The sequence below is a fragment of the Caldinitratiruptor microaerophilus genome (genome assembly GCF_025999835.1).
In the GTDB taxonomy this organism is placed as follows: domain Bacteria; phylum Bacillota; class Sulfobacillia; order Symbiobacteriales; family ZC4RG38; genus Caldinitratiruptor; species Caldinitratiruptor microaerophilus.
The window spans coordinates 2,207,188-2,232,759 of sequence record NZ_AP025628.1 but is presented as its reverse complement, the minus strand read 5'-3'; the positions used below and the strand labels follow the sequence as shown (position 1 = coordinate 2,232,759).

The 25,572-nt window shown below is 71.5% G+C and carries 20 protein-coding genes; 18 read left to right on the top strand and 2 right to left on the bottom strand.

Features of this window, described 5'->3' with window-relative positions; genetic code table 11:
* Window positions 1–13 precede the first annotated feature (13 nt).
* Entirely contained in the window at window positions 14–1,264 is a 1,251-nt protein-coding gene (gene moeB, locus caldi_RS17645) for a molybdopterin-synthase adenylyltransferase MoeB (protein WP_319951748.1), read from the top strand.
* A gap of 22 nt (window positions 1,265–1,286) precedes the next feature.
* Here moeB and caldi_RS10740 read toward each other — a convergent pair whose 3' ends face one another.
* The gene (locus caldi_RS10740) at window positions 1,287–4,220 is read right to left on the bottom strand and encodes an outer membrane protein assembly factor BamB family protein (RefSeq protein WP_264841765.1); all 2,934 of its coding nucleotides are present in this window, start codon (window positions 4,218–4,220) and stop codon (window positions 1,287–1,289) included.
* Between the two features lie 383 nt (window positions 4,221–4,603).
* On the opposite strand from caldi_RS10740, the gene caldi_RS10735 reads away from it, so the two are divergent.
* The 3 genes from caldi_RS10735 to caldi_RS10725 all read left to right on the top strand — a co-directional run bounded on the left by caldi_RS10735 (window position 4,604) and on the right by caldi_RS10725 (window position 7,724).
* Window positions 4,604–5,869, top strand: coding sequence for a S8 family serine peptidase (locus tag caldi_RS10735; RefSeq protein ID WP_264841764.1), 1,266 nt, complete (start codon window positions 4,604–4,606; stop codon window positions 5,867–5,869).
* Window positions 5,870–5,992: 123 nt separating this feature from the next.
* Window positions 5,993–7,012, top strand: coding sequence for a sensor histidine kinase (locus caldi_RS10730; protein ID WP_264841763.1), 1,020 nt, complete (start codon window positions 5,993–5,995; stop codon window positions 7,010–7,012).
* Window positions 7,005–7,724, top strand: coding sequence for a response regulator (locus tag caldi_RS10725; protein WP_264841762.1), 720 nt, complete (start codon window positions 7,005–7,007; stop codon window positions 7,722–7,724). The genes caldi_RS10730 and caldi_RS10725 overlap by 8 nt, the downstream gene beginning before the upstream one ends.
* Before the next feature lie 138 nt (window positions 7,725–7,862).
* Here the strand turns inward: caldi_RS10725 and caldi_RS10720 are convergent, their stop codons facing one another.
* Window positions 7,863–8,363 (bottom strand): pyridoxamine 5'-phosphate oxidase family protein, encoded by a 501-nt coding sequence (locus tag caldi_RS10720; protein ID WP_264841761.1) that lies wholly within the window; start codon window positions 8,361–8,363, stop codon window positions 7,863–7,865.
* An 82-nt stretch (window positions 8,364–8,445) separates the two neighbouring features.
* On the opposite strand from caldi_RS10720, the gene caldi_RS10715 reads away from it, so the two are divergent.
* The 14 genes from caldi_RS10715 to caldi_RS10650 all read left to right on the top strand — a co-directional run bounded on the left by caldi_RS10715 (window position 8,446) and on the right by caldi_RS10650 (window position 25,560).
* Window positions 8,446–10,149 (top strand): aldehyde ferredoxin oxidoreductase C-terminal domain-containing protein, encoded by a 1,704-nt coding sequence (locus caldi_RS10715; protein WP_264841760.1) that lies wholly within the window; start codon window positions 8,446–8,448, stop codon window positions 10,147–10,149.
* Window positions 10,150–10,374: a MoaD/ThiS family protein gene (locus tag caldi_RS10710; RefSeq protein ID WP_264841759.1), complete on the top strand. Its 225-nt coding sequence runs from the start codon at window positions 10,150–10,152 to the stop codon at window positions 10,372–10,374.
* A gap of 262 nt (window positions 10,375–10,636) precedes the next feature.
* A complete protein-coding gene (locus caldi_RS10705; RefSeq protein WP_264841758.1) occupies window positions 10,637–12,361 on the top strand; it encodes a carbon starvation CstA family protein in 1,725 nt (574 codons plus the stop codon).
* A 107-nt stretch (window positions 12,362–12,468) separates the two neighbouring features.
* A complete protein-coding gene (locus caldi_RS10700) occupies window positions 12,469–12,759 on the top strand; it encodes a hypothetical protein (protein WP_264841757.1) in 291 nt (96 codons plus the stop codon).
* 21 nt (window positions 12,760–12,780) lie between these two features.
* A complete protein-coding gene (locus caldi_RS10695; protein WP_264841756.1) occupies window positions 12,781–13,791 on the top strand; it encodes an ArsA family ATPase in 1,011 nt (336 codons plus the stop codon).
* Window positions 13,792–13,813: 22 nt separating this feature from the next.
* The gene (locus caldi_RS10690; protein ID WP_264841755.1) at window positions 13,814–14,839 is read left to right on the top strand and encodes an ArsA family ATPase; all 1,026 of its coding nucleotides are present in this window, start codon (window positions 13,814–13,816) and stop codon (window positions 14,837–14,839) included.
* Window positions 14,836–15,357 carry a hypothetical protein gene (locus caldi_RS10685; protein ID WP_264841754.1) on the top strand — a complete coding sequence of 174 codons (522 nt, stop codon included), beginning with the start codon at window positions 14,836–14,838 and terminating at the stop codon, window positions 15,355–15,357. Before caldi_RS10690 ends, caldi_RS10685 begins: the two co-directional genes overlap by 4 nt.
* Before the next feature lie 13 nt (window positions 15,358–15,370).
* Window positions 15,371–15,730, top strand: a complete 360-nt coding sequence (locus caldi_RS10680; protein WP_264841753.1) for a hypothetical protein — start codon at window positions 15,371–15,373, stop codon at window positions 15,728–15,730.
* A 166-nt stretch (window positions 15,731–15,896) separates the two neighbouring features.
* On the top strand, window positions 15,897–16,946 hold the full coding sequence (locus tag caldi_RS10675) for an ABC transporter substrate-binding protein (RefSeq protein ID WP_264841752.1): 1,050 nt from the start codon (window positions 15,897–15,899) through the stop codon (window positions 16,944–16,946).
* The gene (locus caldi_RS10670; protein ID WP_264841751.1) at window positions 16,943–18,913 is read left to right on the top strand and encodes a sensor histidine kinase; all 1,971 of its coding nucleotides are present in this window, start codon (window positions 16,943–16,945) and stop codon (window positions 18,911–18,913) included. The genes caldi_RS10675 and caldi_RS10670 overlap by 4 nt, the downstream gene beginning before the upstream one ends.
* The gene (locus caldi_RS10665; protein ID WP_264841750.1) at window positions 18,889–20,262 is read left to right on the top strand and encodes a sigma-54-dependent transcriptional regulator; all 1,374 of its coding nucleotides are present in this window, start codon (window positions 18,889–18,891) and stop codon (window positions 20,260–20,262) included. Before caldi_RS10670 ends, caldi_RS10665 begins: the two co-directional genes overlap by 25 nt.
* Window positions 20,259–21,149 (top strand): sulfate reduction electron transfer complex DsrMKJOP subunit DsrO, encoded by an 891-nt coding sequence (dsrO, locus tag caldi_RS10660; RefSeq protein WP_406568082.1) that lies wholly within the window; start codon window positions 20,259–20,261, stop codon window positions 21,147–21,149. The genes caldi_RS10665 and dsrO overlap by 4 nt, the downstream gene beginning before the upstream one ends.
* Window positions 21,150–21,196: 47 nt before the next feature.
* On the top strand, window positions 21,197–22,435 hold the full coding sequence (gene nrfD, locus caldi_RS10655) for an NrfD/PsrC family molybdoenzyme membrane anchor subunit (protein WP_264841748.1): 1,239 nt from the start codon (window positions 21,197–21,199) through the stop codon (window positions 22,433–22,435).
* Entirely contained in the window at window positions 22,432–25,560 is a 3,129-nt protein-coding gene (locus tag caldi_RS10650) for a molybdopterin-dependent oxidoreductase (RefSeq protein ID WP_264841747.1), read from the top strand. Before nrfD ends, caldi_RS10650 begins: the two co-directional genes overlap by 4 nt.
* The last annotated feature ends 12 nt before the right edge of the window (window positions 25,561–25,572 follow it).

Genomic DNA, 25,572 nt, shown 5'->3' with positions numbered 1-25,572 from the left:
GAGGTGGTCCTCCGTGACGGGTGCTCCGGCGGGTGCCGCCACCGCGGCCCGCCCGCTCTTGACCGACGAGCAGATGGAGCGGTACAGCCGGCACATCCTGCTCCGGGAGGTGGGGGTGCAGGGACAGCGCCGGCTCCTGGACAGCCGCGTCCTCGTGGTGGGGGCGGGGGGCCTCGGCTCGCCGGCCCTTCTGTACCTTGCGGCGGCCGGGGTTGGAACCATCGGGGTCGTGGACGGCGACCGCGTGGAGCTGAACAACCTCCAGCGGCAGGTGATCCACACGACCGACCGGGTCGGCAGCCCGAAGGTCGAGTCCGCCGCGCGCACCATCGCCGCCCTCAACCCGGACGTGCAGGTGCGCACCTACCCCACCGTGCTCTCCAGCCAGAACGCCCTGGACATCATCCGGGAGTATGACGTGGTGGTGAACGGCAGCGACAACTTCCCCACCCGGTACCTGGTCAACGACGCCTGCGTGCTCCTGAAGAGGCCGCTGGTCGACGCCTCCGTCCTCATGTGGGAGGCGCAGATGGCCGTCTTCATGCCCGGGAAGGGCTGTTACCGCTGCCTGTACCCCACCCCGCCGCCGCCGGGGGCGGTTCCGTCGTGCGGCGACGCCGGGGTGATGGGCGCCATGGTCGGCCATGTCGGGACGCTCCAGGCCCTCGAGGCGATCAAGATCCTGCTGGGCCTGGGCGAGACGATGGATAGCCGGCTCCTCCTCTTCGACGCCCTGTACGGCGACTACCGGGTGCTCCGGCGCCAGCGCAACCCCGAGTGCCCGGTGTGCGGCGACCACCCGACCATCACCGAACTGGTCGATTACGAGCAGTTCTGCGGCGTGCCGGCCCCCCGGAGCAACGTGGAGGCGGCGGTGGGCGCGGCGGCGACTCCGCCGGCTCCGGCGGCGCCGCGCGCGGCCTGGGAGCGCCCACCGGCCGGGGAGTGGGAGATCGAGCCGGAGGAGGCGGCGCGCTACCTGGGAAGCCCCGAGGTGCAGTGGATCGACGTCCGCCAGCCGTACGAGTACGAGCTCCAGCACATCCCCGGGGCCCGGCTCATCCCGCTGCCGGACCTCAACGACCGCTGGCGGGAGATCGACCCGGATCGCCCGGCCATCCTGGTCTGCGCCGTGGGGGAGCGCAGCGGCCTGGCGACCCGGGCCCTCCGGCGGGCAGGGTACCAGCAGGTGTACAACCTCCGCGGCGGCATGGCCGCCTGGGTGAACCTCCAGCTGAAGACCGAGTCGGGCGGGCCCTCCTGACGGGGACCCGCCCGGCGCCGTCTCAGGGCAGTGCCAGCCGCACCAGGAGGACAGCCGCCTCCGCCCGTGTGACCGGGCGATCGGGCTCGAAGGCGAAGGTCCCGTCGGGCCGCCGGGTGCCGCTCACGATCCGCAGTTCCTCCAGGGAACGCACGGGCTCCGCCGCCCAGTGGCCCCCGAGGTCGCGGAGACGGCTGTCGAACCCGCGGGACGGAGCGGTGCGCGCTACGACGCGCGCCAGCAGGGTGGCCATCTCCGCGCGGGTGACGGGGCGGTCCGGCTGGAAGAGGCGCTTGCCGTCCGGCCCCGGTATCCCGCCGACCAGCCCCTCGGCCTCTAGGGCGCGGATGTAGGGAGCGCCCCAGTGGCCCTCGATATCCGCGAGATGGGGCGGCGCTTCCGGCGAGGGTTGCGGCGCCGGACCCGTGCCCGGGCCCGGCGGCGAGGTCGCCGGCGCGAGGCCCAGGTACCGGACCACCAGTGCGGCCATCTCGGCGCGGGTGAGGGGGCCGTCGGGATGGAAGCCCCCGTCCGGCCGTCCCGTGGCCAGGCCCATCGCCCGGGCGAGGGCCACGCTATCCCGCGCCCAGTGTGTCACCACGTCGGGGAACCCGGGAGCGGGGGCGACGCGCGCCTGCAGGCCGGGCGAGCCCGTCGTGAGCGGAAGGGAGGCTGCGGCGGGCGCCCGCACTGCGACGAGCAGGCCGCTCAGGGAGGCGAGGTAGACCCGATCGCCGCCGGCGGCCGGGCGGGCGAACAGGTAGCCGGGGCCGGCGGCGAAGCGCCAGGCCACCGTGCCCTGCGGCGGGACCCCGGCAGGGGGACGGGCCGGCGCCTCCTGCCCGGGGGCTGTGGGGGCGTCCGCGCCGGGAACGGTCGGGGGTGGCGGGACGACGGCCGCCACCTGGCCGGAGAGCCCCGCCAGGACGAGGCTGCCGCCGAAGGAGGTGAGGGCGCCGTCGAAGGTCGTGAGGCCCGTGCGGGTTTCCCAGCGGACGGCGCCGGTCATCGGGTCGAACGCCCGGACCGTTCCGTCGCCGGTCGCCGCTGCCACGAGCCCGCCGTGAAGCACGGGCGTGCTGTAACCGTACCCCCCTGGGGCCGACCACAGCACCCGGCCGTCCCGCGCGTCCAGCGCGTAGAGGCCGGCTTCCCCCGGGGGCATGCTGCGGGTCACGAACAGCCGGCCCCGGTAGTACAGGAAGGGCGTGTTCGCCGGAGAGTAGTACGTGCTCCCCGGCAGTTCCCGCGTCCAGACGGGCTCCCCGGTGAAGGCGTCGACCGCGTGCACGGTGCGATCCCAGGCGCCGACGTACACGCGCCCGGCCGCGTAGGTCGCCCGGGCCCGGATGAGGCCGCCGGCCCGGTACTGCCAGCGCTCACGGCCCGTCGCCGGGTCGAGCGCGTGCAGCACGCCGTCCGCATCGCCGACGAAGAGAAGGCCGGCGGCGGCGAGCGGTTCGGCGAGCACCGGCGCGCCGAGTTCGCGCCGCCACACCGTGCGGCCCGTCGCCGCGTCGAGCGCGTAGAGATTCCCGGCCAGGTCGCCGACGAGAACGCGGCCGGTGTCGAGCAGCGGGGAGCCCACCACTCCGCCACGGGCCTGGAACTGCCAGCGCACCCGACCGGTGGCCGGGTCCACCGCGGCGACCCGGCCCGACCGGTCGGCCACGTACACGGCTCCGGTGTCGACCGCCGGGGCGGCCTGGATCCCGGCCGGGGTGACCTGGCGCCACAGTACCCCGGGCTGCTCGGGTCCCTCCGGTTTCTGGGGCGCGGCGGTCTCGAAGTCCGCAAAGTCGCTCCACGACGGGCCCAGGTCCCGCGCCTCCCACTGCGCCGCCGTGGCGGCCGCCCCGGGCAGCGCGGCCCCTGCGGGCGCGGCCCAGACGCGGAGGCGGTGCAGGCCCGGCAGGAGGCCGGTCAGGTCGACCTCCGCCGCCAGCCGGCCCGCTTGCCCGGTGAGCGGTTGCCAGGGCTGGAGGTCGACCCGGTACCCGATCTGCGCGTCCGGAGCGAGCCCTCGCGCCTCGACGGAGAAACGCAGCCGGCCCCCGACGAGGTCCAGCCGGCCCAGCCGGAGGCGGCCGGCCTCCTGCGGGCGTCTGAGCGGAATGTGCGCCGCCAGACGCAGGGGGGCGCCGGCCTCGCCGTCGTACACCCGCAGGATTCCCCCGGCGAAGTCGAGAACCTTGTAGCCCCGCTCGTCCGCCGCCCGGGTCATGAAGAAGGGGATGCCGTTGCGCTCCCACGCCATGTGCAGGTGCCCGTGTCCGGTCAGGACGGCGCGGACGTTGTAGCGGGCGAGAACGGACAGGAGCTCGTCGTCGGAGTCCGTGAACGAGAGGGGCGTGTAGGCCACGGGGTGGTGGAAGAAGACGACCACCGGCCGGTCGGGCCCGACCCGCCGGAGGTCCTCTTCCAGCCACTCCAGGAGGGACGGATCGAAGTGGCCATGGGTCTCGGCCTCCACGGTGGAGTCGAGCAGGACGAAATGGACGCCGCCCCGGTCGAAGGAGCGGTAAGGCTGTCCGAACGCCTCACGGAAGCCGCGCTTGCCGGCGTCCAGCCAGCGCGCGTCGTGATTGCCGGGAACCGCCTCGAGCGGGATGCCCAGGGGCGCGACTGCCGTGAGGAACTCCCGGTACTCCTGCGGGCGCCCCATTTCGGTGACGTCGCCGCCGTGGATCACGAGGTCGGGCGTGGGAGCGAGCGCGGCGACCTCGGCCAGGACCGCACGGGTACCTTCGTTCGCTCCGCCCGCCACCCAGTGGGTGTCCGTGAGGTGGACCACCCGCAGTTCCGGGGGCGGTGGGGGCGGCGGGGGTGAGGGAGACCCCTCCTCTGCCCTGGCCACCCCCCGCAGAGTAGCAGCGCTGATCAGGGCGGCAGCCAGAACCCGTGCGAGGACCCGTGCCAGGGTACCGGGCCGGGCCGTCCTGGCAATGTATGACATCTTCTGCGAGCACCTCCATTTCGAGGACGGACGGGAATCGGAAGGGGTTCCACCGGGGAGGTCCCATGGGGGTCCCATGGGACCTCCTGCAGGGGGGTGTGCCGGAAACGGCGTGCAAAGCGGGATTGCGACCGGGACCCGTGCGATGCGATCGGGACTCGGGTCCTATTGTGAATGGACTGGGGGACGGGGTAGTGTGATATCGGGAACCTGCGGTGGCCGCCGTCCGGCCGCCACCGGCGAGTCAGCGGACAAGACGAGAGAGAAGGCGTGGCGACGGGGGGCCTCCAGCCGGGTCGGGGGCCCTGTCCGTTTCTTCCGGACCCACGTACCGCACCTCCGGCGGATGGCTCACGAGGAGAGAGGAGGCAGGCTGACCGGGCATGTGCAGGACGTCGAAGGGATTCCTGGCCCTTCTCGTGACCCTGCTCTTGAGCGCCGCGGCGGTGCCGGCCCAGGGCGCGGTGCCCCCGGGTACCTCCGGAGACGGTGCGGCCGGACAGACCGTGCGGGTCTACGTCGAGGCTGCCGGTTCCATCGCCGAGGCGCTCGAGAAGGAGATCGGGGTCCGGCACCGCTTTCCCAGGGGCTTCAGCGCCGACGTACCCCGTCACGTGGCGGACGAGCTCGCCAGGCGCCAGGGCGTGACCGTGAGGCCGGTGGCCGTGCGGGAGCCCCTGGGGCCGGGCGCGGGCAAGGCCGGGAAGCCCGCCTCCACTCCGCGGCCGCAGGACCGGACTCCCTGGGGGGTCGAGGTCGTCTACGATGATCCCGCGCTGGAGGCCGTCCCCCGTTATGGCGGCCGCGCGGTCGTGGCGATCCTCGACACCGGGGTGGCCCCCCACCCGGATCTCGAACCGCCCGCCCAGTGCCGGGACTTCACGGGCAGGGCGCCCTACGTGGATGGCCGCTGCGCCGACAGGGACGGCCACGGTACCCACGTGACCGGGACCATCGCCGCCACCGGCGGGGAGTCCGGGACGGGGATCTTCGGGGTCGCGCCGGGCATCCGGTACTACTCGTACAAGGTCTGCAACTCCCTGTGCTTCGGCGACGACGTGGCCGCCGCCATCCGGGAAGCGGTCCGCAGCGGCGCGAACATCATCTCGATGTCGCTCGGCGGCGAAGAACCCGACGCGCTGGAGCAGGAGGCCATCCGCGAGGCGGCGGCGCGGGGCGTCCTCATCGTCGCGGCGGCCGGCAACACGGGTCCCGACCCCGGTACCGTCCTCTACCCGGCGGCCTTCCCGGAGGTCGTCGCGGTCGCCTCTCTCTACCAGGTGGAGCCGCACGACGTGCGCGCGGACAACCTTTCGGTGAACAGCTGGTCGGCCCGGGGCGTCGACGACGGCGACGACCGGACCATCTCCGAGGGCGAGGTGGAAGTGGCGGCGCCCGGGTACGAAGTCGAGTCGACGTGGAAGGACGGCGGCTACGTCGTCCTCTCCGGCACGTCCATGGCGACGCCCCACGTGACCGGCCTGGCCGCCCTCGTCTGGGACGAACTGGACGGCGACGCCCGCCGGGTGCGCGAATGGCTCCGGAATCGGGCCAAGCAGTACGACATCACCCGGGCCAGCGGCGGCGGTGCCGGGCCGGGCTACGACATCGCCTCGGGGTACGGCAACCCTCGCTACGGCGGCCGGTGACCGGATCGCCTGCCAGGCCGCACACTTGTTACCATGCTCACAAAGCGCCCCCGAAGCGGGGCGCTTTTTCGTCAAGCCATGCTAAAATAGTGTGGTACGATTCTCCCCCGGCGGGGGTGGCGCATGCGCGGCCTGAAGTGGCTCGTCGAACTTCACAACCGGACCCCGCTCTTCGTGAAGGTGCTCGGGGCGAACGGGTTCTTCATCGTCACCGGTGCCCTGGGCGGGTACGCGATCGCGAGGTTCGGCCTCACCGGGAACGACGTCCTGCTCTTCATCGCCGCCGGCCTCATCTTCACGCTCGTCGTCAACTTCGCCCTGTTGCGGGTGGCCTTCGACCCCCTGTTCCGGCTCCACTCCGTCATCGAGGCCGTGCGCTCGGGCGAGTTCACCGCCCGCAGCCCCCAGATCCCCGGTGACCCGGACGTATCCCGCCTCACCGAGGCGTTCAACCTCATGCTCGACCGCCTGAACGAGTACCGTCAGTCGGTCTCCTCCCAGATCCTGCGGGCGCTCGAGGACGAGCGCAAGCGCATCGCCCGGGAGCTGCACGACGAGACGAGCCAGGCGCTCACCAGCATCATCATCGCCCAGGAGATGGTGGAACAGGGGCTGCCGGAGGGGGATCCGCTCCGTGAGCGGGTGCGGTTTGCCCGGGAGTACACCCTGCGGACGCTCGAGGAGATCCGCCGGCTCACCTTCGACCTGCGGCCTTCCATCCTCGACGACCTGGGCCTGGTCCCGGCCATCCGCTGGTACCTGAAGAACCGCCTGGCCGCGGACGGGCTGCGCATCACGCTCGACGTGGCCCCGGAGGCCGAGGAGGTCCGGCTGCCCGAGGAGACGGAGATCACGCTCTTCCGCATCGTCCAGGAGGCGCTGACCAACGTGCGCAAGCACAGCCGGGCCACGGAGGTCACGGTGCGGATCTGGCTGACGCCGGGGCGGCTGCACGCCCGGGTGGCGGACAACGGCATCGGCTTCAGCACAGAGGAGGCGTTCCATGCCGACGCCCGTGGCCGGGGGCTCGGCCTCCTCGGGATGCGGGAGCGGGCGGCTCTGGTCCGGGGGGCGAACCTGCGGGTGGAATCGGAGCCCGGGCGGGGATCGGTGGTGGAAGTGGAGGTGCCCATCGGTGGCTGACAGGATCAAGGTGCTGCTCGTGGACGACCATGCGATCCTCCGTGAAGGCATCCGTTCCCTCCTCAGCAGCGCCCCGGACATCGAGGTGGTGGGCGAGGCCGAGGACGGCCAGCAGGCCATCGAGAAGGTCGAGCAGCTCGCCCCGGACGTGGTGCTGATGGACGTGGCGATGCCCCGGATGAACGGCATCGAGGCGACCCGCGCCATCAAGGCCGCACACCCCGACCTGCCCGTGCTCATCCTGTCGATGCACGACAGCGAGGAGTACATCCTGCCGATCCTCAAGGCGGGCGCCTCGGGCTACGTCCTCAAGCGGGCCGCCGCCCAGGAGCTCGTCTCGGCCCTGCGCGCGGCGGTCCAGGGCCACACGATCCTCCACCCGGACGTCGCCAAGCGGGTGATGGAGAGCATCGGCAGCACCGGTGGAGGCGCTGGCGCCGCCGGGCGGGCGGGGGCCGGTGCCCCCGGCGGGGCGGCGGGGGCCGGTCGGGCGCCCGGGCATCCGGCCCTGGCGCCCCTGACCGAGCGGGAACGCGAGGTGTTGACCCTCATCGCGCAGGGGCTCACGAACCAGGAGATCGCCCAGCGCCTGTTCATCTCGATCAAGACGGTGCAGGCGCACCGGGCGAACATCATGGAGAAGCTGGACCTCCACGACGCCGTCGAGCTCACCAAGTTCGCCATCAAGACGGGCCTCGTGCAACTGGAGTGAAACCGCTGCCCTGCAGGGCGCCGCCGAACAGGCGTACACGGCCGGTCCACCGGGACGAAGAGCTACACCGGCCGGGTTCCGTCCAGCCGCTGCGCGTCCGGGCGGCCGGCGGGCGGCGGGCGTGAGGGGCGCGGCCCCTCAACGGAACGACCGCATCGCCTCGAAGACCTGCACGTCCAGCCTGTGCGCCTGTTCCGGGGAATAGGTCACGTCCCACTCGGGGGGCCGGGTGAGCCTGGCCCCCCAGAACAACGCCTCGTACACCCGCAGATCGGTGACCTCCACCAGGCAGAGGTTCAGGGGGACGCCGGGAGTCTTGTCGGCCAGGACGGTCGCCCGCCCGTAGATCGTCCACGCCGTGCCGGCGCCCAGGACGGTCACGGCGACCCGCGGGTCGTTGCGGATATTCTTGAGGAACTGGGTCCGGCCGTCGCCCATCAGCCGCAGGGTCCGGGCGTCCTTCGCCAGCACCCAGGAGATCACGTTGACGAACGGGGAGCCCTCGCCGTCGAGCGTGGTGAGCACCGTGATGCGGGGCTCCTGCAGGAACCCGACGAGCTCCTGTGGCATCTCGCTCAGGGCCTCCTTCGCCAGCGGTCCGCCCTCCCTTCCAATGCGATACCGAGGCGATTGTACCACATCCGGGCGCGCCGGTCGGAGAAGGGGACGGCGCCTCTACCTCGAATCGTTCCACAAGAAAGGGAGAGGAGGCCTGCAGGCTGTGGAGCGAATCCTGCGCGTGAACATGACGGACCGGAGCTACCGCATCGAGCCGCTGCCGGAGGCGTGGCGCCTCCTGGGCGGCCGTGCGATCACGAGCCGCATCGTCGCGACGGAAGTGGACCCGCTCTGCGACCCCCTCGGCCCGAACAACAAGCTGGTGCTGGCGCCCGGCCTCCTGTCCGGGACCACCCTCAGCAGTTCCAGCCGCATCTCCGCGGGGGCCAAGAGTCCGCTCACCGGGGGGATCAAGGAGTCGAACGGCGGTGGCCAGAGCGGGCTGAAGCTGGCCCAGCTCGGCTACCGCGCGGTGATCATCGAGGGTCAACCGCGCGAGCCGGGCTGGTGGCTCCTGGTGATCGGGCCGGAGTCGGTCCGGTTCGAGCGCGCGGACGACCTGGCCGGGCTCGGGCAGTACGAGACGGCGCGGCGGCTCTTCGAGCGGTTCGGCCGCAAGGTGGGGCTCTCGGTCATCGGGCCGGCGGGCGAGATGAAGATGAACATCGCCGGGATCGGCAACACCGACCCGGAGGGCCGGCCCGGCCGGATGTGCGCGCGGGGCGGCCTCGGTGCCGTGATGGGGTCGAAGGGGCTCAAGGCGATCGTCTACGAGGACGTGGGGTGGAACCCGCCGAGGAGCCTGGACGAGGCCGTCTGGAAGGCGGCCAGCAAGGCGTACGTCCAGGAACTGCGCACGCAGCCCGCCACGGCCGAGCGGTACCCCAAGCTCGGCACCCTGGGCGTGCTGGAGCTGGTGAACAAGGTCGGCGGGCTGCCGGTCCACAACTTCCGCTGGGGGCAGGACGAGCGGGCGCTGGAGATCGGCGGGATCCGGGTGCGGGAGATCATCCTGGAGCGGGGCGGCCAGACCACGCACTCGTGCATGACCGGCTGCATCATCCAGTGCTCGAACGTGTTCGTCGACAAGGAGGGCCAGGAGGTCGCCTCCTCGATGGAGTTCGAGACCCACGGCCTCCTGGGCTCCAACCTGGAGATCTTCGACGTCGACTGGATCGCCCGCTTCACCCGCGAGTGCAACGACCTCGGGGTGGACACCATCGAGACCGGAGGCGCCATGGGCGTGGCGATGGAAGCGGGTGTCATCCGGTGGGGCGACGCGGAGGGCGTCATGCGCCTGATGGGGGAGATCCGGGCGGGCACCGTGCTCGGCCGGGTGCTGGGAGCGGGTGCCGGCATCGCCGGCAAGGTCCTGGGCGTGCAGCGGGTGCCGGTCGTGAAGAACCAGACGATCTCCGCGTACGACCCCCGGGCCGTGAAGGGCAACGGCGTGACCTACGCGACGAGCCCCATGGGGGCCGACCACACGTGCGGGAACACCATCGCCCTTCCCATCGACCACCTCGACCCCTCCGACAAGGTGGCCGTGTCCCGGGAGATGCAGATCGTCGCCACGGCGCTCGACGTGCTGGGCTTCTGCAACTTCGCCCGGGGCGTCATGAGTGCGACCCCGCAGACCTTCGCTGACCTGTTCAACGCCCGGATGGGGACGAACTTCACCCCCGAAGAGATCCGGCGCTACGCCGTAGACGTGATAAAGGAAGAGATCGAGTTCAACCGCCGGGCGGGGCTCGGTCCGGAGACGGACCGGCTGCCGGAGTGGCTGCGCACGGAGCCGCTGCCGCCGCACGGCGCGGTGTTCGACGTGCCGGAGGAAGAGCTCGACCGCATCTGGGAGGGCTACTAGGTGCGCATTCGCCTGGAGGTGTACCTGCCCTTCCGCGGGGAGCGGATCTGGCGAGGGGAGGAGGACGTGCCCGACGGCACCACCCCCGCCGGCCTGCTGGAGCGCCTCGGGCTCAAGGAACCCGACCTGGCCCTGCTCGTGAACGGCCGCTATGTCCCCCCGGACCGCCCGCTGGAGGACGGGGCCGAGGTGGCCATCCTGCGCCGGGCGGAGGGCGGGGCCTGAGCACCGCCCCTGCCACGCCGCCTCGCTCGGATCGAAGACGCGAAGACGCCGTCCCAGGTATTGGGGGCGGCGTCTTGCGTGTTGCTACTGGCCGGTAGGTTGTGCGTTTGATCACATTGGAGGATTTCAGGCATCAACCCAAAATACAATGGTCAAGGCGAGTCGCCCCTGTGAGCCCGCGAAAGGGGGGAGCCGATCGAAACGGGCGCGCAGGCCGCGGCGGGCGCTGTGTCGTGCCAACAAGCGGAAAGGGGGTAGGGGTGTGAGCACGCCCTTCTGGTTCGTCCTCCTGGCTCTCATCGCGTACGGCATCGCCTTCTGGGGTTACGGCAAGTGGTACGACCGGACCGTGTGGAAGCCGGATCCGAACCGCACGACGCCGGCCCACATGTACACCGACGGCGTCGAGTACTTCCCCGTCAGCAAGTACGTGCTCTGGGGCTACCAGTACAAGAGCGTGGCCGCCCTCGGGCCCATCCTCGGGCCTTTCATCGCGTTGAACTACGGTTGGGCGCCGGCTCTGGCCTGGATCATCCTGGGCAACTTCTTCATCGGCTGGCTCCAGGACTACGGGGCCATCATGGTGTCCATCCGCAACCAGGGGCGCTCCTTCGGCCCGATCACCTACGAGTTCACCGGTGCGGGCGGGCGCAGCACTCTTCTGGGGTTCATCCTGTTCTACCTGGTGATCATCTCGGCCACGTTCATCCAGCTGATCGCCACGTTCTGGAACATCTTCCCCGGCTCCTTCTTCGCCACCCTGGGCATCATCGTCACGGGCGTCGTCGTGGGCCAGCTGATGTACAAGGTGAAGATGGGCGTCGGGGCCACGACGCTCATCGCCTTCGTGCTGATGATCATCAGCTTCTGGCTCGGCACCATACCGGCCTTCCAGTGGAAGCTGCCCTTCGGTGCGTGGAACCACGCGACCTGGGCCCTGATCGTAGCGGCCATCCTCTGGGTTGCCTCGGTGCTGCCGCTGCCGACCTTCATCCAGCCGTTCAACTACGTCTCCTTCTTCCCGGCGTTCCTGGCGGTCATCTTCATCCTCCTGGGGGCGCTCCTGAGCCCGGCGACGGGCGTCACGCTCGCCCAGCCGGCGTGGAAGGGCTTCACCAGCCCGGCCGGTCCCATGTGGCCGATGATGTTCGTGGCCATCGCCTGCGGCTCCATCTCGGGCTGGCACAGCCTGGTGGGCTCGTCCTCGACCTCCAAGCAGCTGGACATCGAGACGGACGCGCACCCGGTGGGCGCCGGCGCCATGCTATCGGAGGGCCTGCTGGCGCTGGCCTCCCTGGCGGCCTACATGGTACTGAGCCCCCAGCAGATCGCCGACCTCAAGAATTCGAGCGTCGGCGCCTGGGTCTTCGGGGCCACGCTGCTCACGAAGTGGCTGCCGTTCAGTGATGCGGCACTGCGGGTGTTCTACGGCACCGTGCTGGTGATTTACGCCATCACGGTGCAGGCCCTGGTCACCCGGTTCTGGCGGCTGGTATCCGCCGAGGTGTTCGGCCAGTCGCCGCTGGCGCAGAAGCACGTGTCGACGTTCATCGGCCTGCTGATCCCGTGGGTCCTGGCCGTGAGCGGCACGTGGAACAACATCTGGCTGTACTTCGGCGGCTCCAACCAGCTCCTGGCCGGCCTGGCGCTCATGCTCATCACCATCCACCTGGCCCGGGTGAAGTCCCCGAGCATCTACACGCTCATCCCGGCCACGTTCATGATCGTCACCACGCTGTCCGCGCTGCTGTTCCAGACGTGGGTGTTCCTGCAGGCGGCCATGGCCGGCCCCAAGGCGACCAAGGTGATGGAGCCGCTCAAGAGCGCGGCCCCGGCGGTGGCGAACGCGCTCGACTGGGTGTCGGTGCTCATCGGCCTGGCACTGTTCGTCCTGGGGATTCGCATGGCAGTCCTCACCTACCAGGCGTATGGCCGGGCGGTCAGCGGCGCCATGCCCCAGCCCACCACGGTCAGCGGGGACGACTGATCCCGATCGGATCCAAGCGATCCTGCGGGTCTCCGGCCGGCCTGGCCTCCCGCCAGGCCGGCCGGAGTTCCGCCAAGCCATCTTCGCAAGAGATCGAGGTGGTCCCCTTGTTCAGCAAGAAGAAGAACGGCGGCGAAGGCGAGAAGAAGGCCGGACTCGGCACCATCCTGAAGGGCGTCCTGTACGGGATGGCGTCGCACGGAAACGTCACGGCAGCCCTGCGCACCCGGATGCATCTCGAACACCTGTTCATGTTCATCACGCTCGGGGACATGCTGGGCATCCCGGTGCTGCCGCCCTACTACAGCCTGCGGATCCTGCCCTACGCCGTCCCCAACATCGAGTCGTGGAAGCAGCGGGTGTTCCGCGAGCGGGACTTCACCGACGCCATCTACTGATCTGCACGAGGAGTGACAGCGGTGCGGCTGGAGCCCAAGGGCCTCAAGCAGTACTTCGATCAGCACCCCGAGGCGGAGATCGTGATCTTCGCGGGCAAGGGCGGGCTGGGCAAGACCACCTCGAGCTCGTCCCTTGCCTGGTACATGAGCCAGGTCAAGAAGCGGAAGACCCTCCTGTTCAGCACCGACCCCCAGGCGTCCCTGTCCGACATCTGGGAGCAGGACTTCTACGGCAAGGGCGAGGTGGAGATCCTCCCCAACCTCTTCGTGGTGGAGATCGACGCCGACCGCCGGGTGGCGGACTACCAGGCAAGCGTCAAGAAGAAGATCAAGGAAATGTACGGGCTGGACGCAGTCCCGAAGGAGATCGAGGAGTACATCGACTCCACGTCGGCAGAGCCGGCGATGTACGAGTCGGCGACGTACGACGCCATGGCGGAGCTGGTGGCCGCGCACAAGTACGACATCTACATCTTCGACATGCCGCCGTTCGGCCACGGCGTGCGGATGGTCGCGATGGCCGACATCCTGTCGAAGTGGGTCGAGAAGATCACCGAAGCGCGCAGCAAGGTCGCCGAGTACGACGCCATCGCCGCGACCCTCAAGGGTGAGAAGGGCCACGAGGACGCAGTCATGAACGAGCTCATCGACATCCGCAACAAGATCAAGTCCTTCACCGACCTGATCACCGACAAGAAGCGGACCGCCTTCTTCATGGTCCTGATCCCGGAGAAGATGGCGATCCTCGACACCGAGCGGGCACTGCAGATGTTCGGCTCGCTGGGGATGGAGATGTCGGGCCTGGTGGTGAACCAGGTGTACCCCGCCGACCTCCTGGACAAGCCGGGCACGTCGGAGTACCTGCGCAACCGGGTGGAGATGCAGCAGGAGCACCTGCGGGAGATCGCCCGGAAGTTCGGCGACCGGGTCAAGTCCATCGTGCCCATGTTCACCCGGGAGCCCAAGGGAGCGGAGATGATCTCGACCGCCTCCGAACACCTCATGACCCCGCAGATTGCGATCGAGTACTGAGCGCTAAGGTAGGTGCGGTGAGTTGCAGCACATCACCGATTTCCTTCGTGCCCACCCGGACCTGCGCTACATCTTCACCGGTGGCAAGGGCGGCGTGGGCAAGACGATCGGCGCTGCCGCCCTGGCGTACCAGTTCGCCCAGGAGGGCAAGCGTACGCTCCTGGCCTCCTTGAACCCGGTGCACTCGCTCACGTCGGTGTTCGGCCAGGACCTCTCCGGTGGCCAGATCAAGCAGGTCCAGGGCGTCCCGAACCTCTACGCCGTGGAGGTCGACGCCTCGGACGTGGTGGCGCGCTACCGCGAGAACATCGCCGTCCGCGTGCGGGAGTTCCTGAAGTACGCTGACATCCCCGTCGACTCCAAGCCGTTCGTCGACATCGCGGTCACCAACCCGGCCTTCGAGGAGTCGGCCATGTTCGACAAGATGGTCGACATCATGCTCCAGGAGGGCCAGCAGTACGACAAGCTCGTCTTCGACACGGCGGCGGTGGCGAACGCGATCCGGCTGATCGGCCTGAGCAAGATCTACGGCCTGTGGCTGCAGCGGATGATCGAGAGCCGGAAGGAGGCGCTCAGCCTGCGGGTCCAGCTCAGCTTCCGCAAGGAGAAGATCATGGAGGAAGTGAAGAAGGACCCGATGCTGGCCGACCTCATCGGGATGAACGAGCGGTTCGAGCGGGTGAAGAAGGTCCTCATCGACCCGGAGAAAACGGCCTTCTTCTTCGTCACGCTGCCGCTCATGCTCCCGATCTCGGTGGTCACCCGCTTCATCAAGCAGGTCACGGCATACGACATCCCGGTGGGCGGCGTCGTGGTGAACGGCGTCATCAGCCGGGAGGAGGCCGACCGGGCGCGGGACGACGAGTACCTGCAGAACAAGTTCAGGGAGCAGGCCAACTACCTGCGGATCATCCAGGAGCAGCTGGGCGACCTGGTGCGGTGCTACGTGCCGCTGTACAAGTCGGAGATCCACGGTCTGGACGCCCTGCGCCAGGCGGCCCGGGACATGTTCGACCCGGACCAGGAGTGGGCGCTGGCGCTGGTATGAGGCCCCACGTCCTGGCCGCCCGCAGCGTGGTGTTCGGGACGTGCAACCTGGTCGTCCTGCCCGTCCCGGAAGGGTGGCGGCTGGCCGACGGCATCGCGCCGCCGGAGGTGGACACCTGGCGGCTCCGGGGCGACGTGAGCTGGGCCACCGAGGGGCGCGGCTCCTACCGCCTCGTCGGCCCGGAGCGGGGTGGCGTCGTGGAGGCGAGCCTGCGGTTCCGACCCGTGCGGGAGGGCGGAGCGGCCGGAGCTGCGGGAGCGGAACCGGCCCCTGCCGGCGCGACCGCCCCGGGGCCCATGGCCCGGGTGGACCTGTCGGGCGACGTGGAGGTGGCCGGCCACACGGCCCGCTGGGCCCTCGGCGTGGTGCGCCGGGGCTTCCCGCGCCGGCTCGTGCCGGCGCTGGCCCTGTCCTACGTGTGCAACCACACCGGCCGCCACGTGGAGCTCCTCCTGGAGGGCGAGGCCGACCTGCGCCCGTGGCTGGACACCCTGGCAGCGGGGCTGAGGTGCCACTGAGGGGGGAACTCCGGTGGGGCGCCCGCTTCTCGTCGAGCTGGTGGGGATGTTCCCCGAGAATTACCGCCTGTGCCACCGCAGCGTGGGGTTGTGCGGGATGACGGAGGACCAGGAACAGCTGGCCGACTATCCGCCGGAAGTGCGCGAGCAGGGGCGGCAGATCCAGGAACTGTACGAGCGGCTCCTGTTCGACTTCGGCGGGCGCGTCCTCCCGGTGAGCGTGGGGCTGCCGTCCCTGCGGGGATTGTGGCTCTCGCTCCGCCACGGCCTGCGCGCCGGGGAGGTCGTGGTGGTCGTGCGGGGCCGCGCCGTACGGCTGGCCGACGGCTACGAGGCCGTGCGGCGTACCGTGGAGCAGGCCCTGAGCGCCTAGAACCGCCGTCCGGCAGGTCGAGACGGGCTACAGGCAGTGACCGGCCCCGGGAGGGGCCGGTCACTGTGCACGTTGTTCTTTCGGAGGCGGTTTCCGTCAGTGGCACTCGGTGTTCGCAGGAACCGCCCGGGAGGGGGCGCGAAGTGTAGGACCCGGGGTGAGGCCGGTGCCAGGTGGACTTTCCCGGCGGTCCCGGAGGGCCGCGGGCGCGGCCCTGACGGCGATGCTGCTCGGCGTCGTGGCGGCCGGCTGCGGGCCGACGGGCCGGACGGACTCCGCCCCGCCACCCCGGGTCGGGGTGCTGCTCGCCAGCCCGGGCCGCCGCGCGAAGGTGGAGGGCCTCTCGGCGGGGCTGGCGGCCCTCGGGCTCCAGGTGCGGATGGACGTGCGCGAGGTGGGCGGGGACCGGTCCCGCCTGCCCGTGGCCGCGCGCGAGCTCGTGCTTGCGGGTCCGGACGTGCTCGTGGCGGGGGGCAACATCGAGGCGAAGGCCCTGGTGGCGGTCACCCGCACCATCCCCATCGTCGTGGCCGGCACGGCGACCCCGCGTGCGGCAGGAGTGGTGGCAGACGAGCGCCGGCCGGGCGGCAACCTGACCGGGGTTGACAACTTCCACGCCGAGCTGACCCCGAAGCGCCTCGAGCTGTTCCAGAAGCTACTCCCCGGGCTGCGGCGGGTGCTCCTCCTGTACGACCCCAGGGTGGAACCGAGCCGCGAGGGACTGCGTCTGGCCCAGGAGGTCGCGCCCCGCCTCGGCCTGGAGCTGGTGGCCCGGCCCGTGGCCGGGGCGGGCGACCTCGAGCGTGCCCTGGGAGGGATCTCGCGGGCGGCCTTTGACGGGATCGTCGTCCTGCCGGGGTTCGTGCTCGAGGAGGCGGCACCCGCGCTGGCCGCGGCGAGCCTGGCAAGCGGCGTGCCGGCGATGGGCCTGTACCCCGAGGAGGCGCAGGCGGGTCTCCTCGCCTCGTACGGCGTCCCCTTCGAGGAGCAGGGCCGGCAGGCGGCCCGCCTCGTGGCCAAGGTGCTGCTCGGGGAGGACCCCGGGTCCATCCCCGTCGAGACCCCGGACCGGCCGCTCTTCGTGGTGAACCGCGACGTCGCCCGCGCGCTGGGTCTGGAGCTGTCCCCTACCGGCCTGGCGTTCGCCGTACCGGTGGAGGGCCTTCCCGTCGGGCCGTTCGACCGGACGGAGGCTGGTGGGGGTGGTGCGCGGTGAGCCAGACTCGCGATCTGCCCCTGCCCCCCCGGCGGGAGCGGATCCGGACTCGCCTTCTGGCCTTCGGGGTGACGATGTCGGTCGTGCCCCTCCTGCTCGTGGGGTACCTGAACGCCCGGGCGGCCCGCCAGGACCTCCTCGCCGCGTCGGCAGCGGATGCCCGGGCGACGGCCGCGGTGGTGGCCCGCAACCTCGACCAGGCGGTGGCAGGCATCGCCGACCGGGTCCGGCTCGTGGCCACCGCCTACGGCGAGCAGCTGGCCGCCGGACCCGGGCCCGAGCAGGAACGGGTGCTGTACGGGCTCCTGCGGGACACGCCGTATCTGGAAGAGGTGGTGCTCCTCGGCCCCGACGGGATGGAGGTGGCCCGGGCCTCCCGGCGCGAGGTGGTCACCCCGGGGAGCCGGCGCTCCTGGGCGGGTACGCCGCAGTGGCAGGCCCTGGAGGCCGCCGCCGGGCGGCCGGCGCCGGCAGCCGGGGCCGGGGGCGCCGGCGCGGGCACCGGGCGGCTCCCACCCGTGCGGGTGTTCGCCGGCAGCGACGGGCGTCCCCTGGTGGACCTGCCCGTGCTGCTCCTGGACCGCCGGGGCCTCCCACTGCCCGGCGGGCTGGTTGTCCGGGTCACCCTGCGGGGCGTGCTCGACGACCTGCCGGCGGTGGCCGGGAGGCAGCGGGGGCACGTCTTCGTCGTGGATGGCGAGGGCCGGCTCATCGGCCACGGCGACTTCAGCCAGGTGCTGGAGGGCCGGGACGTGCGGGCGAGCCGCAGCGTGAAGCTCCTCCTCGCGGGCGCGGACCCCGCCGACGCCACGGCGTCCGGGCCCTACCGGTCCTATCAGGGGGTGGAGGTGCTGGGTGCCTTCGCCCGGGTGCCCAGCCTCGGCTGGGGGGTCGTGGTCGAGGAGCCGGTGCGCGAGGCGCTTTCCCCCGTGCGGGCCCTCGCCTGGCGGTTCGCCGCCGCCGTGGTGGTGGTGATGGCCGCGGTCGTGGGTCTGTCCGTGTACTTCGCGGTCCGGTTCACCCGGCCGCTCGAAGCCCTGGTCGACGCCGTGCTCCGGATCGCCGCCGGTGACCTCACCCCGCCGCCGGAGATTCACACGGGCGACGAGATCGGCCGGCTGGGGGCGGCCATCGGCCGCATGACGGCCGAGCTGCGCAGGCGCCGCGAGCTCGAACAGGCCGTGGTACAGGCGGACAAGCTCTCGGCGGTGGGACTCATGGCGGCCGGGCTGGCGCACGAGATCAACAACCCGCTGGCCTCCATCAGCGCTTACACGGAGGACCTGCAGGATCGCCTGCGGGAGGAACCGGCAGCCCGCCTGCAGGAGAGCGGCGAGCTGGACCAGTACCTGGGGACGATCCGCCAGCAGGCGCTGCGCTGCAAGGGGTTCGTGGACTCGATGTTGCGCTTCACGCGCCGGGAGTCGGGCCCCTCGCGCCTCATCCGGGTGGAGGACGCCCTGCGGGACACCCTGGCGCTCATCCACTACCGTTTCCGCCGGCTCGGGGCGCGGGTGACCCTCGACCTGGCGCCCGAGCTCCCACCGGTCCGCGGCGAGCCGGGGCTCCTCGAGCAGGTCGTGCTGAACCTCCTGGCGAACGCGGCGGACGCCCTGGAGGATGCAGCGGCGGCGGGCGCGGAGAGCCGCCCCGGGCTCCGGCTGGGCGCCCGGACGGAGGACGGATGGGTGGTGATCGAGGTGGAGGACACCGGCCCGGGCATCCCGCCCGAGCACCTCCCCCGGCTCTTCGAGCCGTTCTTCACCACCAAGCCGCCGGGGAAGGGCACCGGCCTCGGGCTGGCCGTGTGCCAGGACATCGTCCGGGCGATGGGCGGGGAGATCCGGGTGGAGAGCGAGCTGGGCCGGGGCACCCGGGTGACCGTGCGGCTGCCGCCAGCGGCGGGGCCGCAGCCTGCGGAATCGGAGGGAGGTGGGGGAACTTGGCCGACGAACCCCGCGTCCTGATCGCCGACGACGAGGACGCCTTCCGGGAGCTGCTGGTGCAGCGGATGCAGCGCCGGGGCTGGCGCCCGGTGGGCGCGGCCGACGGGCACGAAGCCCTGGCGGCGCTGGCGGAGCAGGAGTTCGACCTGGCGGTGGTCGACATCCGCATGCCCGGCCCGGACGGGCTCGAGGTGCTGCGCCGGGCCCGGGAGATGCAGCCTGCCCTGGAGGTCGTGATCCTCACCGGGCACGGGACCATCGAGACGGCGATCCAGGCGATGAAAGAGGGTGCCTACGACTTCCTCACCAAGCCCTGCAACCTGTCCGAGCTGGACCTCGTCCTGCAGAAGGCGCTGGAGCGGCGGCGCCTTGCCGACGAGAACACCGGCCTGCGGGCGGCCCTGTGGCGCCAGGAGCAGGTGGAGATCGTGGGGGAGAGCCCGGCCATCCGGCAACTCCTGGAGCTCACGCGGCGGGTGGCGGCTGCCGACTCGAACGTGCTCATCGAAGGGGAGAGCGGAACCGGCAAGGAGCTCGTCGCCCGGGCGCTGCACCGCTGGTCCGGGCGCGCCCGGGGACCCTTCCTCGCGGTGAACGCCGCCGCGCTGCCCGCCCACCTGCTGGAGAGCGAGCTGTTCGGCCACGCCCGGGGTGCCTTCACCGGCGCGGCGGCCGACAAGCCCGGTCTCGTCGAGCTTGGCCACCGTGGCACCCTCTTCCTCGACGAGGTCGGCGAGATGCCCGCCGAACTCCAGCCCAAGCTCCTGCGCTTCGCCGAGACCGGTGAGTTCCGCCGGGTGGGCGAGACCCGGCTCCGCCGGGTGAGCGTGCGGATCGTGTCGGCGACCAATCGCCGGCTGGCGGACGAGGTGGCGGCCGGCCGCTTCCGTGAGGACCTCTACTACCGCCTCTGCGTGGTGCGCATCGAGGTCCCGCCCCTCAGGGAGCGGCGCGAGGACATCCCGCTCCTGGTCGACCACTTCCTGCGCCGGCGCGCCCGGGGGCCGCGGAGCCTCTCTCCAGCCGCCCTGGACGCCCTCATGCGGTACCACTACCCGGGAAACGTCCGGGAGCTCTTCAACATCGTCGAGCGGGGGGCGATCCTGGCCTCGGGCGAGGTCATCCAGGAGGGGGACCTGCTCCTGCCGGGGGCGGTCCGGCTGGCGGAGCGTCCGGCCGGGGGGGCGCCGGTCCCCGGCCCGACCGCCGGGGACCGGTTTCCGACCCTCGAGGAGGTGGAGCGGGAGCACATCCGCCGGGCGCTGGAGCGAACCGGCTGGAACCGGGCCCAGGCCGCCCGACTCTTGGGGGTCAGCGTCCGCAACCTGTACCGCAAGATCGACGAGTACCGGCTGAGCCCCGGGGCATGACGCCCCAGGGCTCACGGTTGCACGAGGGTGACACTTTGGCAGGCATGCCAGAATGTCACCCGGCGCGGCGGGCGCTCTTCGCCCGCCGCGTTCCGCGCGGTGGGACCGGAGAGCGCCCGGGGGCGGGTGGCGGCGGGCCGCGCCACCTGGCACGCGCCTTGCTAGACCGGTCGGGCGCAGCCAGCCACCGCGTGGGGCGCAGGCCCGCGCTCAAGGAGGAGGGATCGCCGGTGAACGAGACCGCCGCCCGGCGCGGCCCGCAGTGGGCGATGGTCATCGACCTGCAGAAGTGCATCGGCTGTGACACCTGTACGGTCAGCTGCAAGGCGGAGAACCGGACCCCGCCCGGGGTCACCTACAACGTCGTCCTGGAGATGGAGCTGGGCGAGTACCCGAACGTCGGCCACGTGAACGTGCCCCGGCCCTGCATGCAGTGCGACAACCCGCCCTGCGTGGCCGTCTGCCCGGTGAAGGCGACGTACAAGCGGGAGGACGGGATCGTCGTCATCGACCATGACCGCTGCATCGGGTGCCGGTACTGCATCGCCGCCTGCCCGTACGGGGCCCGCTACTTCGACTTCGGCGAGAGCTATGCCGACGAGATGCAGGGGGCCGACGAGGTACAGGCGCCCGAGTTCGGCGTCGACCGGGGGCCGCGCCGCCCCGGGAAGGCACCCGTCGGCACGGTGCGCAAGTGCACCTTCTGCCTGCACCGCCTCCAGCGCGGCGAGGAGCCGGCGTGCGTGGAGACGTGCACCGGCGACGCCCGCTTCTTCGGCGACCTGAGCGACCCCCACAGCGTCGTCGCCCGGCTGGCGGCCAGCCCCCGGGCCTTCCGCCTCAAGGAGGAACTGGGGACGCATCCCCGGGTCATCTACCTGCGCTGAAGTGCGGCCTCGTGTCAGAGAAGCTGACGAGCCAGGGAGGGATCCCCGTGGCAACGACGGTTTCGTCCGGGAGCCCGGCGCGGCGGGTGGCAGGCCGCCCCTCGGCGGCTCCCGGCGTGTCGCCCGCCCTCCGGACGGGATGGTACACGGTGCTGGGTATCGTGATCCTGGCAGGCGTGTGGGCCTTTGCCCAGCGCCTCGCGGGCGGGCTGCGGGTCACCCACCTGACCAGCGTCACGCCCTGGGGGGCGTGGGTGGCGTTCTACATCTACTTCGTCGGGCTGAGCGCGGGGGCGTTCCTGCTCTCGTCGCTCGTGTACGTGTTCGGCCTGGAGCGGTACGAGCGGATCGGCCGCGCTGCCCTCCTCATGGCGATCGTGAGCATGGGGGTGGCTCTGGGCTTTGTTGCCATCGACCTGGGCCGGCTCGACCGGGCCTTCTACCCGCTCGTCTTCTTCAACTGGACGAGCCCCCTGGCCTGGGAGGTGCGCTTCTACGTCCTCTACATCCTGCTCCTGAGCGCTGAACTGGCGCTGGCCATCCGGCTCCACCGGGCGGGCCCGGATGCGCCTCCCCACCTGCGCCGGTGGCTGCGGGTGCTGGGGACGCTCGGCATCCCGATCGCCATCTTCGGCGTGCACGGCGGGACCGGCACGATCTTTGCGGTGGTCAAGGCCCGGGGCATGTGGTTCGGCGGGCTATTCCCCGTGATCTTCGTGGCGTCGGCGCTGGTGTCCGGGACTGCCCTCCTGACCCTCATCGACTACGTGCACGCGCGGGTCAGCGGCCGGCAGCCCGACGAGGGCCTGATGCGCGGGCTCGGCGGCCTCCTGGCGGGGTTCCTGCTGGTGGACCTGGGCCTCGAGTTCTACGAGTTCCTCGTGCCCCTCCTGGGCTTCGCCCCCCACGACACCGAGATCATCCGCCTCATGGCCACGGGCCCGATGGCCTGGGCGTTCTGGTGGGTCCAGGTCGTGCCCGGGTCGCTGGTGCCGGCGGCGATCCTCCTGACCCCCGCCCTCCGGGGGTCCCCCGCCTGGGTGGCGATCGCCTCCGGGCTCGTGGTGGTCGGGATCGCGGCCGTGCGCTTCCACATCGTGGTCCCGCCCCTCATCCCGCCGGTCATGGCCGGGCTGCCGGAGGGCCACTACCTTCCCAGCGCCAACGAGTGGCTCCTGAGCGCCGGTCTCATCGCCGCCGGCCTTCTGGGCTACTCGGTGGCGGCGGAGGTCCTCCCCATCCATGACGAAGCGCGCGAGTACCAGGGCGAGGAGGTGCCCGCATGAACGAGACCAAGAACGCGCAGGGCGCTCCGCAGGTGACCCGGCGGGGCTTCCTGGCCGGCGCCGCGGCCTTCACCGCGGCCGCCGCAGCCGTCCCCGCCTCCCGGGAGCCGCTGGAGCGCGCCGTCTCCCGGGTGTTCCACGACGAGCCCCACGGCGTGGGGACGGCCACGGACGCCTACGGGCCGCAGGACGTCATCTACACCGTGTGCCAGCAGTGTCAGACGTTCTGCACCATCAAGGTCGTGCTGCGGCCGGGCGAGGGGACCGGTGCCACGGCGCTGGTGCGCAAGATCGCCGGCAACCCCTACAGCCCGCTCACGACCCAGCCGGAAGGCCCCATCCCTTACGACACCCCGCCGGCCCTGGCCGTGCAGGGCCTCGGCAGCCTCACCCGGGACGGCCGTTCCCGCCGGGGCGGGCGGACGTGTCTGAAGGGCCAGGCGGGCATCCAGATCGTCCACGACGCCCGTCGTGTCACCCAGCCTCTCAAGCGCGTGGGGCCCCGCGGCAGCGGCCGCTGGCAGACCATCTCCTGGGAGCAGGCCCTGAAGGAGATCCTGGACGGGGCCCCCGACCTGGGCACCCCGGGCATCCGCTCCTGGTGGGCGTACGCGCCCCAGGAGCCGGTCATGGCCGACTGGGAGAAGGTCCGCAAGGGCGAGATGACCCAGGCCGAGTTCGAGGCGCGGTGGGGGGACAAGCTGATCGACCCCCGCCATCCCGACCTGGGGCCGCGCGCGAACCTGCTCGCCGTCATGGCCGGCGACCGCGGGAACCTCGTCGTCGACCGCTTCGCCCGCCAGGGGCTGGGCACCGTCAACACGTTCAACCACGGCGGCGTGTGCGGCATCCAGGGCGTGGTGGCGAACAACCGCTCGCACGCGGGCAAGCAGCACCCCCGCATGTACGCCGACCTCGACCACTGCGAGTACCTCATCGTCTGGGGCACGGAGCCCCTCACGGCCAACAAGGGCCCGACCTGGCTGGCCCCCCGCCTCACGAACGCCCTGCAGCGCGGGATGAAGCTCGTCGTCGTGGACCCGCGCCTCTCCAAGACCGCGGAGAAGGCCCACCGCTGGGTGCCGATCCTTCCGGGTGGGGACGCCGCGCTGGCGCTGGGCATGGCCCGGTGGATCATCGAGAACCGCCGCTACGACGAGAAGTACCTCCGCTGTCCCGGCCCGGCGGCGGCGAAGGCGGCGGGCGAGCCCACGTGGTCGGACGCCACCCACCTCGTCAACCTGAGCGACCCGAAGCGGCCCAAGCTGCGGATGAAGGACCTGGGCCTGGAGGGCGACCAGTTCGTCGTCCTGGTGGACGGCCGCCCGGCCCCGCACGACACCGCCGGCCCGGCGGACCTGGAGGTCGACACCGAACTGGCCGGTCCCAAGGGGCCCATCCGGGTGAAGTCCGTCTTCACCCTCTTGCGGGAGCGGGTGCAGGAGAAGACGCTGGCGGAGTACGCCGAACTCGCCGGGGTCAGCGAGGACCTCATCGCCACCCTGGCGCGGGAGTTCACGTCGTACGGCAAGCGGGCCGTCGTCATGAGCTACCGCGGCCCCGCCATGCACACGAACGGATACTACAACGTCCGTGCCATCAACGTCCTGAACTTCCTGATCGGCAACCACGACTGGAAGGGCGGGGAGATCAGCGCCGGGGCCCGGTACGCCGAGCTGAAGGGCCGGTACGACCTCACCACGGTTCCGGGCGGCCTGAAGCCGTGGGGGATCCCGATCACCCGGGAGAAGTCGGTCTACGAGAAGAGCACGCTCTTCCAGCGGGACGGCTACCCGGCGAAGCGTCGCTGGTACCCCTTCCCGGCCAACCTCGTGCACGAGGTGCTGCCCAGCGCGAAGGCGGCCTACCCGTACGCGCTGAAGGCGCTGTTCATCCAGCGGCACTCCCCCGTCGACTCCAGCCCGGGCGGCATCCGGCAGGCGGAGATCCTGAAGGACCCGAACGCGGTGGGCCTCGTCGTGGCCTTCGACGTCGAGATCGGGGACACGTCCCGCTTCGCCGACTACATCCTCCCCGACGTCACCTACCTCGAGCGGTGGGGGCTGGAGTCGATCTACCCGAACCAGCCGTACAAGGTCTCCCTCCTGGGCCAGCCGGTCACCCGGGCCTTCGACGGGCCCCGCCCGGCGGAGCAGTTCTGGATCGACCTGCTCAAGGCGATGGGCCTCCCCGGCGTGGGGCCGGGAGCCTTCCCGGACGGCAGCCCGCTGGACACCCCGGAGGACTTCTACCTCAAGGTGGCGGCCAACATCGCCTACGACGGAACACCGGTCCCCGACGCGAGCGACGAGGAGCTGCGCCTCTTCGCCGAGGCCCGCCGGCGCGCCCTCGGGCCTTCCTGGGACGAGGCGGCCTGGCGGCGGGCGGTCAAGCCGGAGGAGTGGCGGAAGGTCGTCTACGTGCTGAACCGCGGGGGCCGCTTCGAAGGGCCCGGACGGGAGTACGAGGGCGAGTGGATCCGCTACCGCTTCGGCGCCCAGTGCTCCTTGTACGACGAGGGCGCGGCGGCTGTCCGGGACTCGATCACCGGCGAGTTCTGGGACGGCCTGCCCCGGGTGGAGCCCGTCCGCTTCGCCGACGGCCGCCCCGTGGACGACGCCCTGCCCCTCGTCCTCATCAACTGGAAGGCCCGCCAGCACGGCACCCACCGGACCGTCGCCGCCGCGTGGCTGCGGGAGGTCCGGCCGGAGAACCACCTGTGGATGAACCCCGCCGACGCCGCCGCCCGGGGCATCCGGACGGGCGACCGCGTGCGGGTGCGGTCGGCCTCGGCGGCCGTCGAGGCTCGGGTGTGGGTGACGGAGGGCATCCGCCCCGGGGTGGTGGGGGCCGACTTCAGCTACGGGCACGTCGGCTACGGCGCAGAGGCGGTGGAGATCGACGGGAAGCGCCACGAGCCCGTGCGCGGCTACGGCCACACGCCCTACGACCTCGCCCCGCCGCTCCACGAAGAGGCCGGCCTGGCCGGGGGTCGGGGGACCGGATTCCTGGTGAACAGCCTCCTCCGGGACGATGTCGTCACGGGCGGCGGCGGCCTCACCGACCCGATCGGCGGCGGGGCCTCGCAGCTGGACACGCGGGTCGAGGTCGAGCGGATCGTCTGAGCGGGGGAGGTG

Excerpts from the sequence above, each read along its gene's own strand:
- caldi_RS10730 (WP_264841763.1), top strand. The coding sequence starts at position 5,993 with ATGCGCGGCCTGAAGTGGCTCGTCGAACTTCACAACCGGACCCCGCTC.
- caldi_RS10740 (WP_264841765.1), bottom strand. The coding sequence starts at position 4,220 with ATGTCATACATTGCCAGGACGGCCCGGCCCGGTACCCTGGCACGGGTC.
- dsrO (WP_406568082.1), top strand. The coding sequence starts at position 20,259 with ATGACGCCCCAGGGCTCACGGTTGCACGAGGGTGACACTTTGGCAGGC.
- caldi_RS10650 (WP_264841747.1), top strand. The coding sequence starts at position 22,432 with ATGAACGAGACCAAGAACGCGCAGGGCGCTCCGCAGGTGACCCGGCGG.
- caldi_RS10735 (WP_264841764.1), top strand. The coding sequence starts at position 4,604 with ATGTGCAGGACGTCGAAGGGATTCCTGGCCCTTCTCGTGACCCTGCTC.
- caldi_RS10685 (WP_264841754.1), top strand. The coding sequence starts at position 14,836 with ATGAGGCCCCACGTCCTGGCCGCCCGCAGCGTGGTGTTCGGGACGTGC.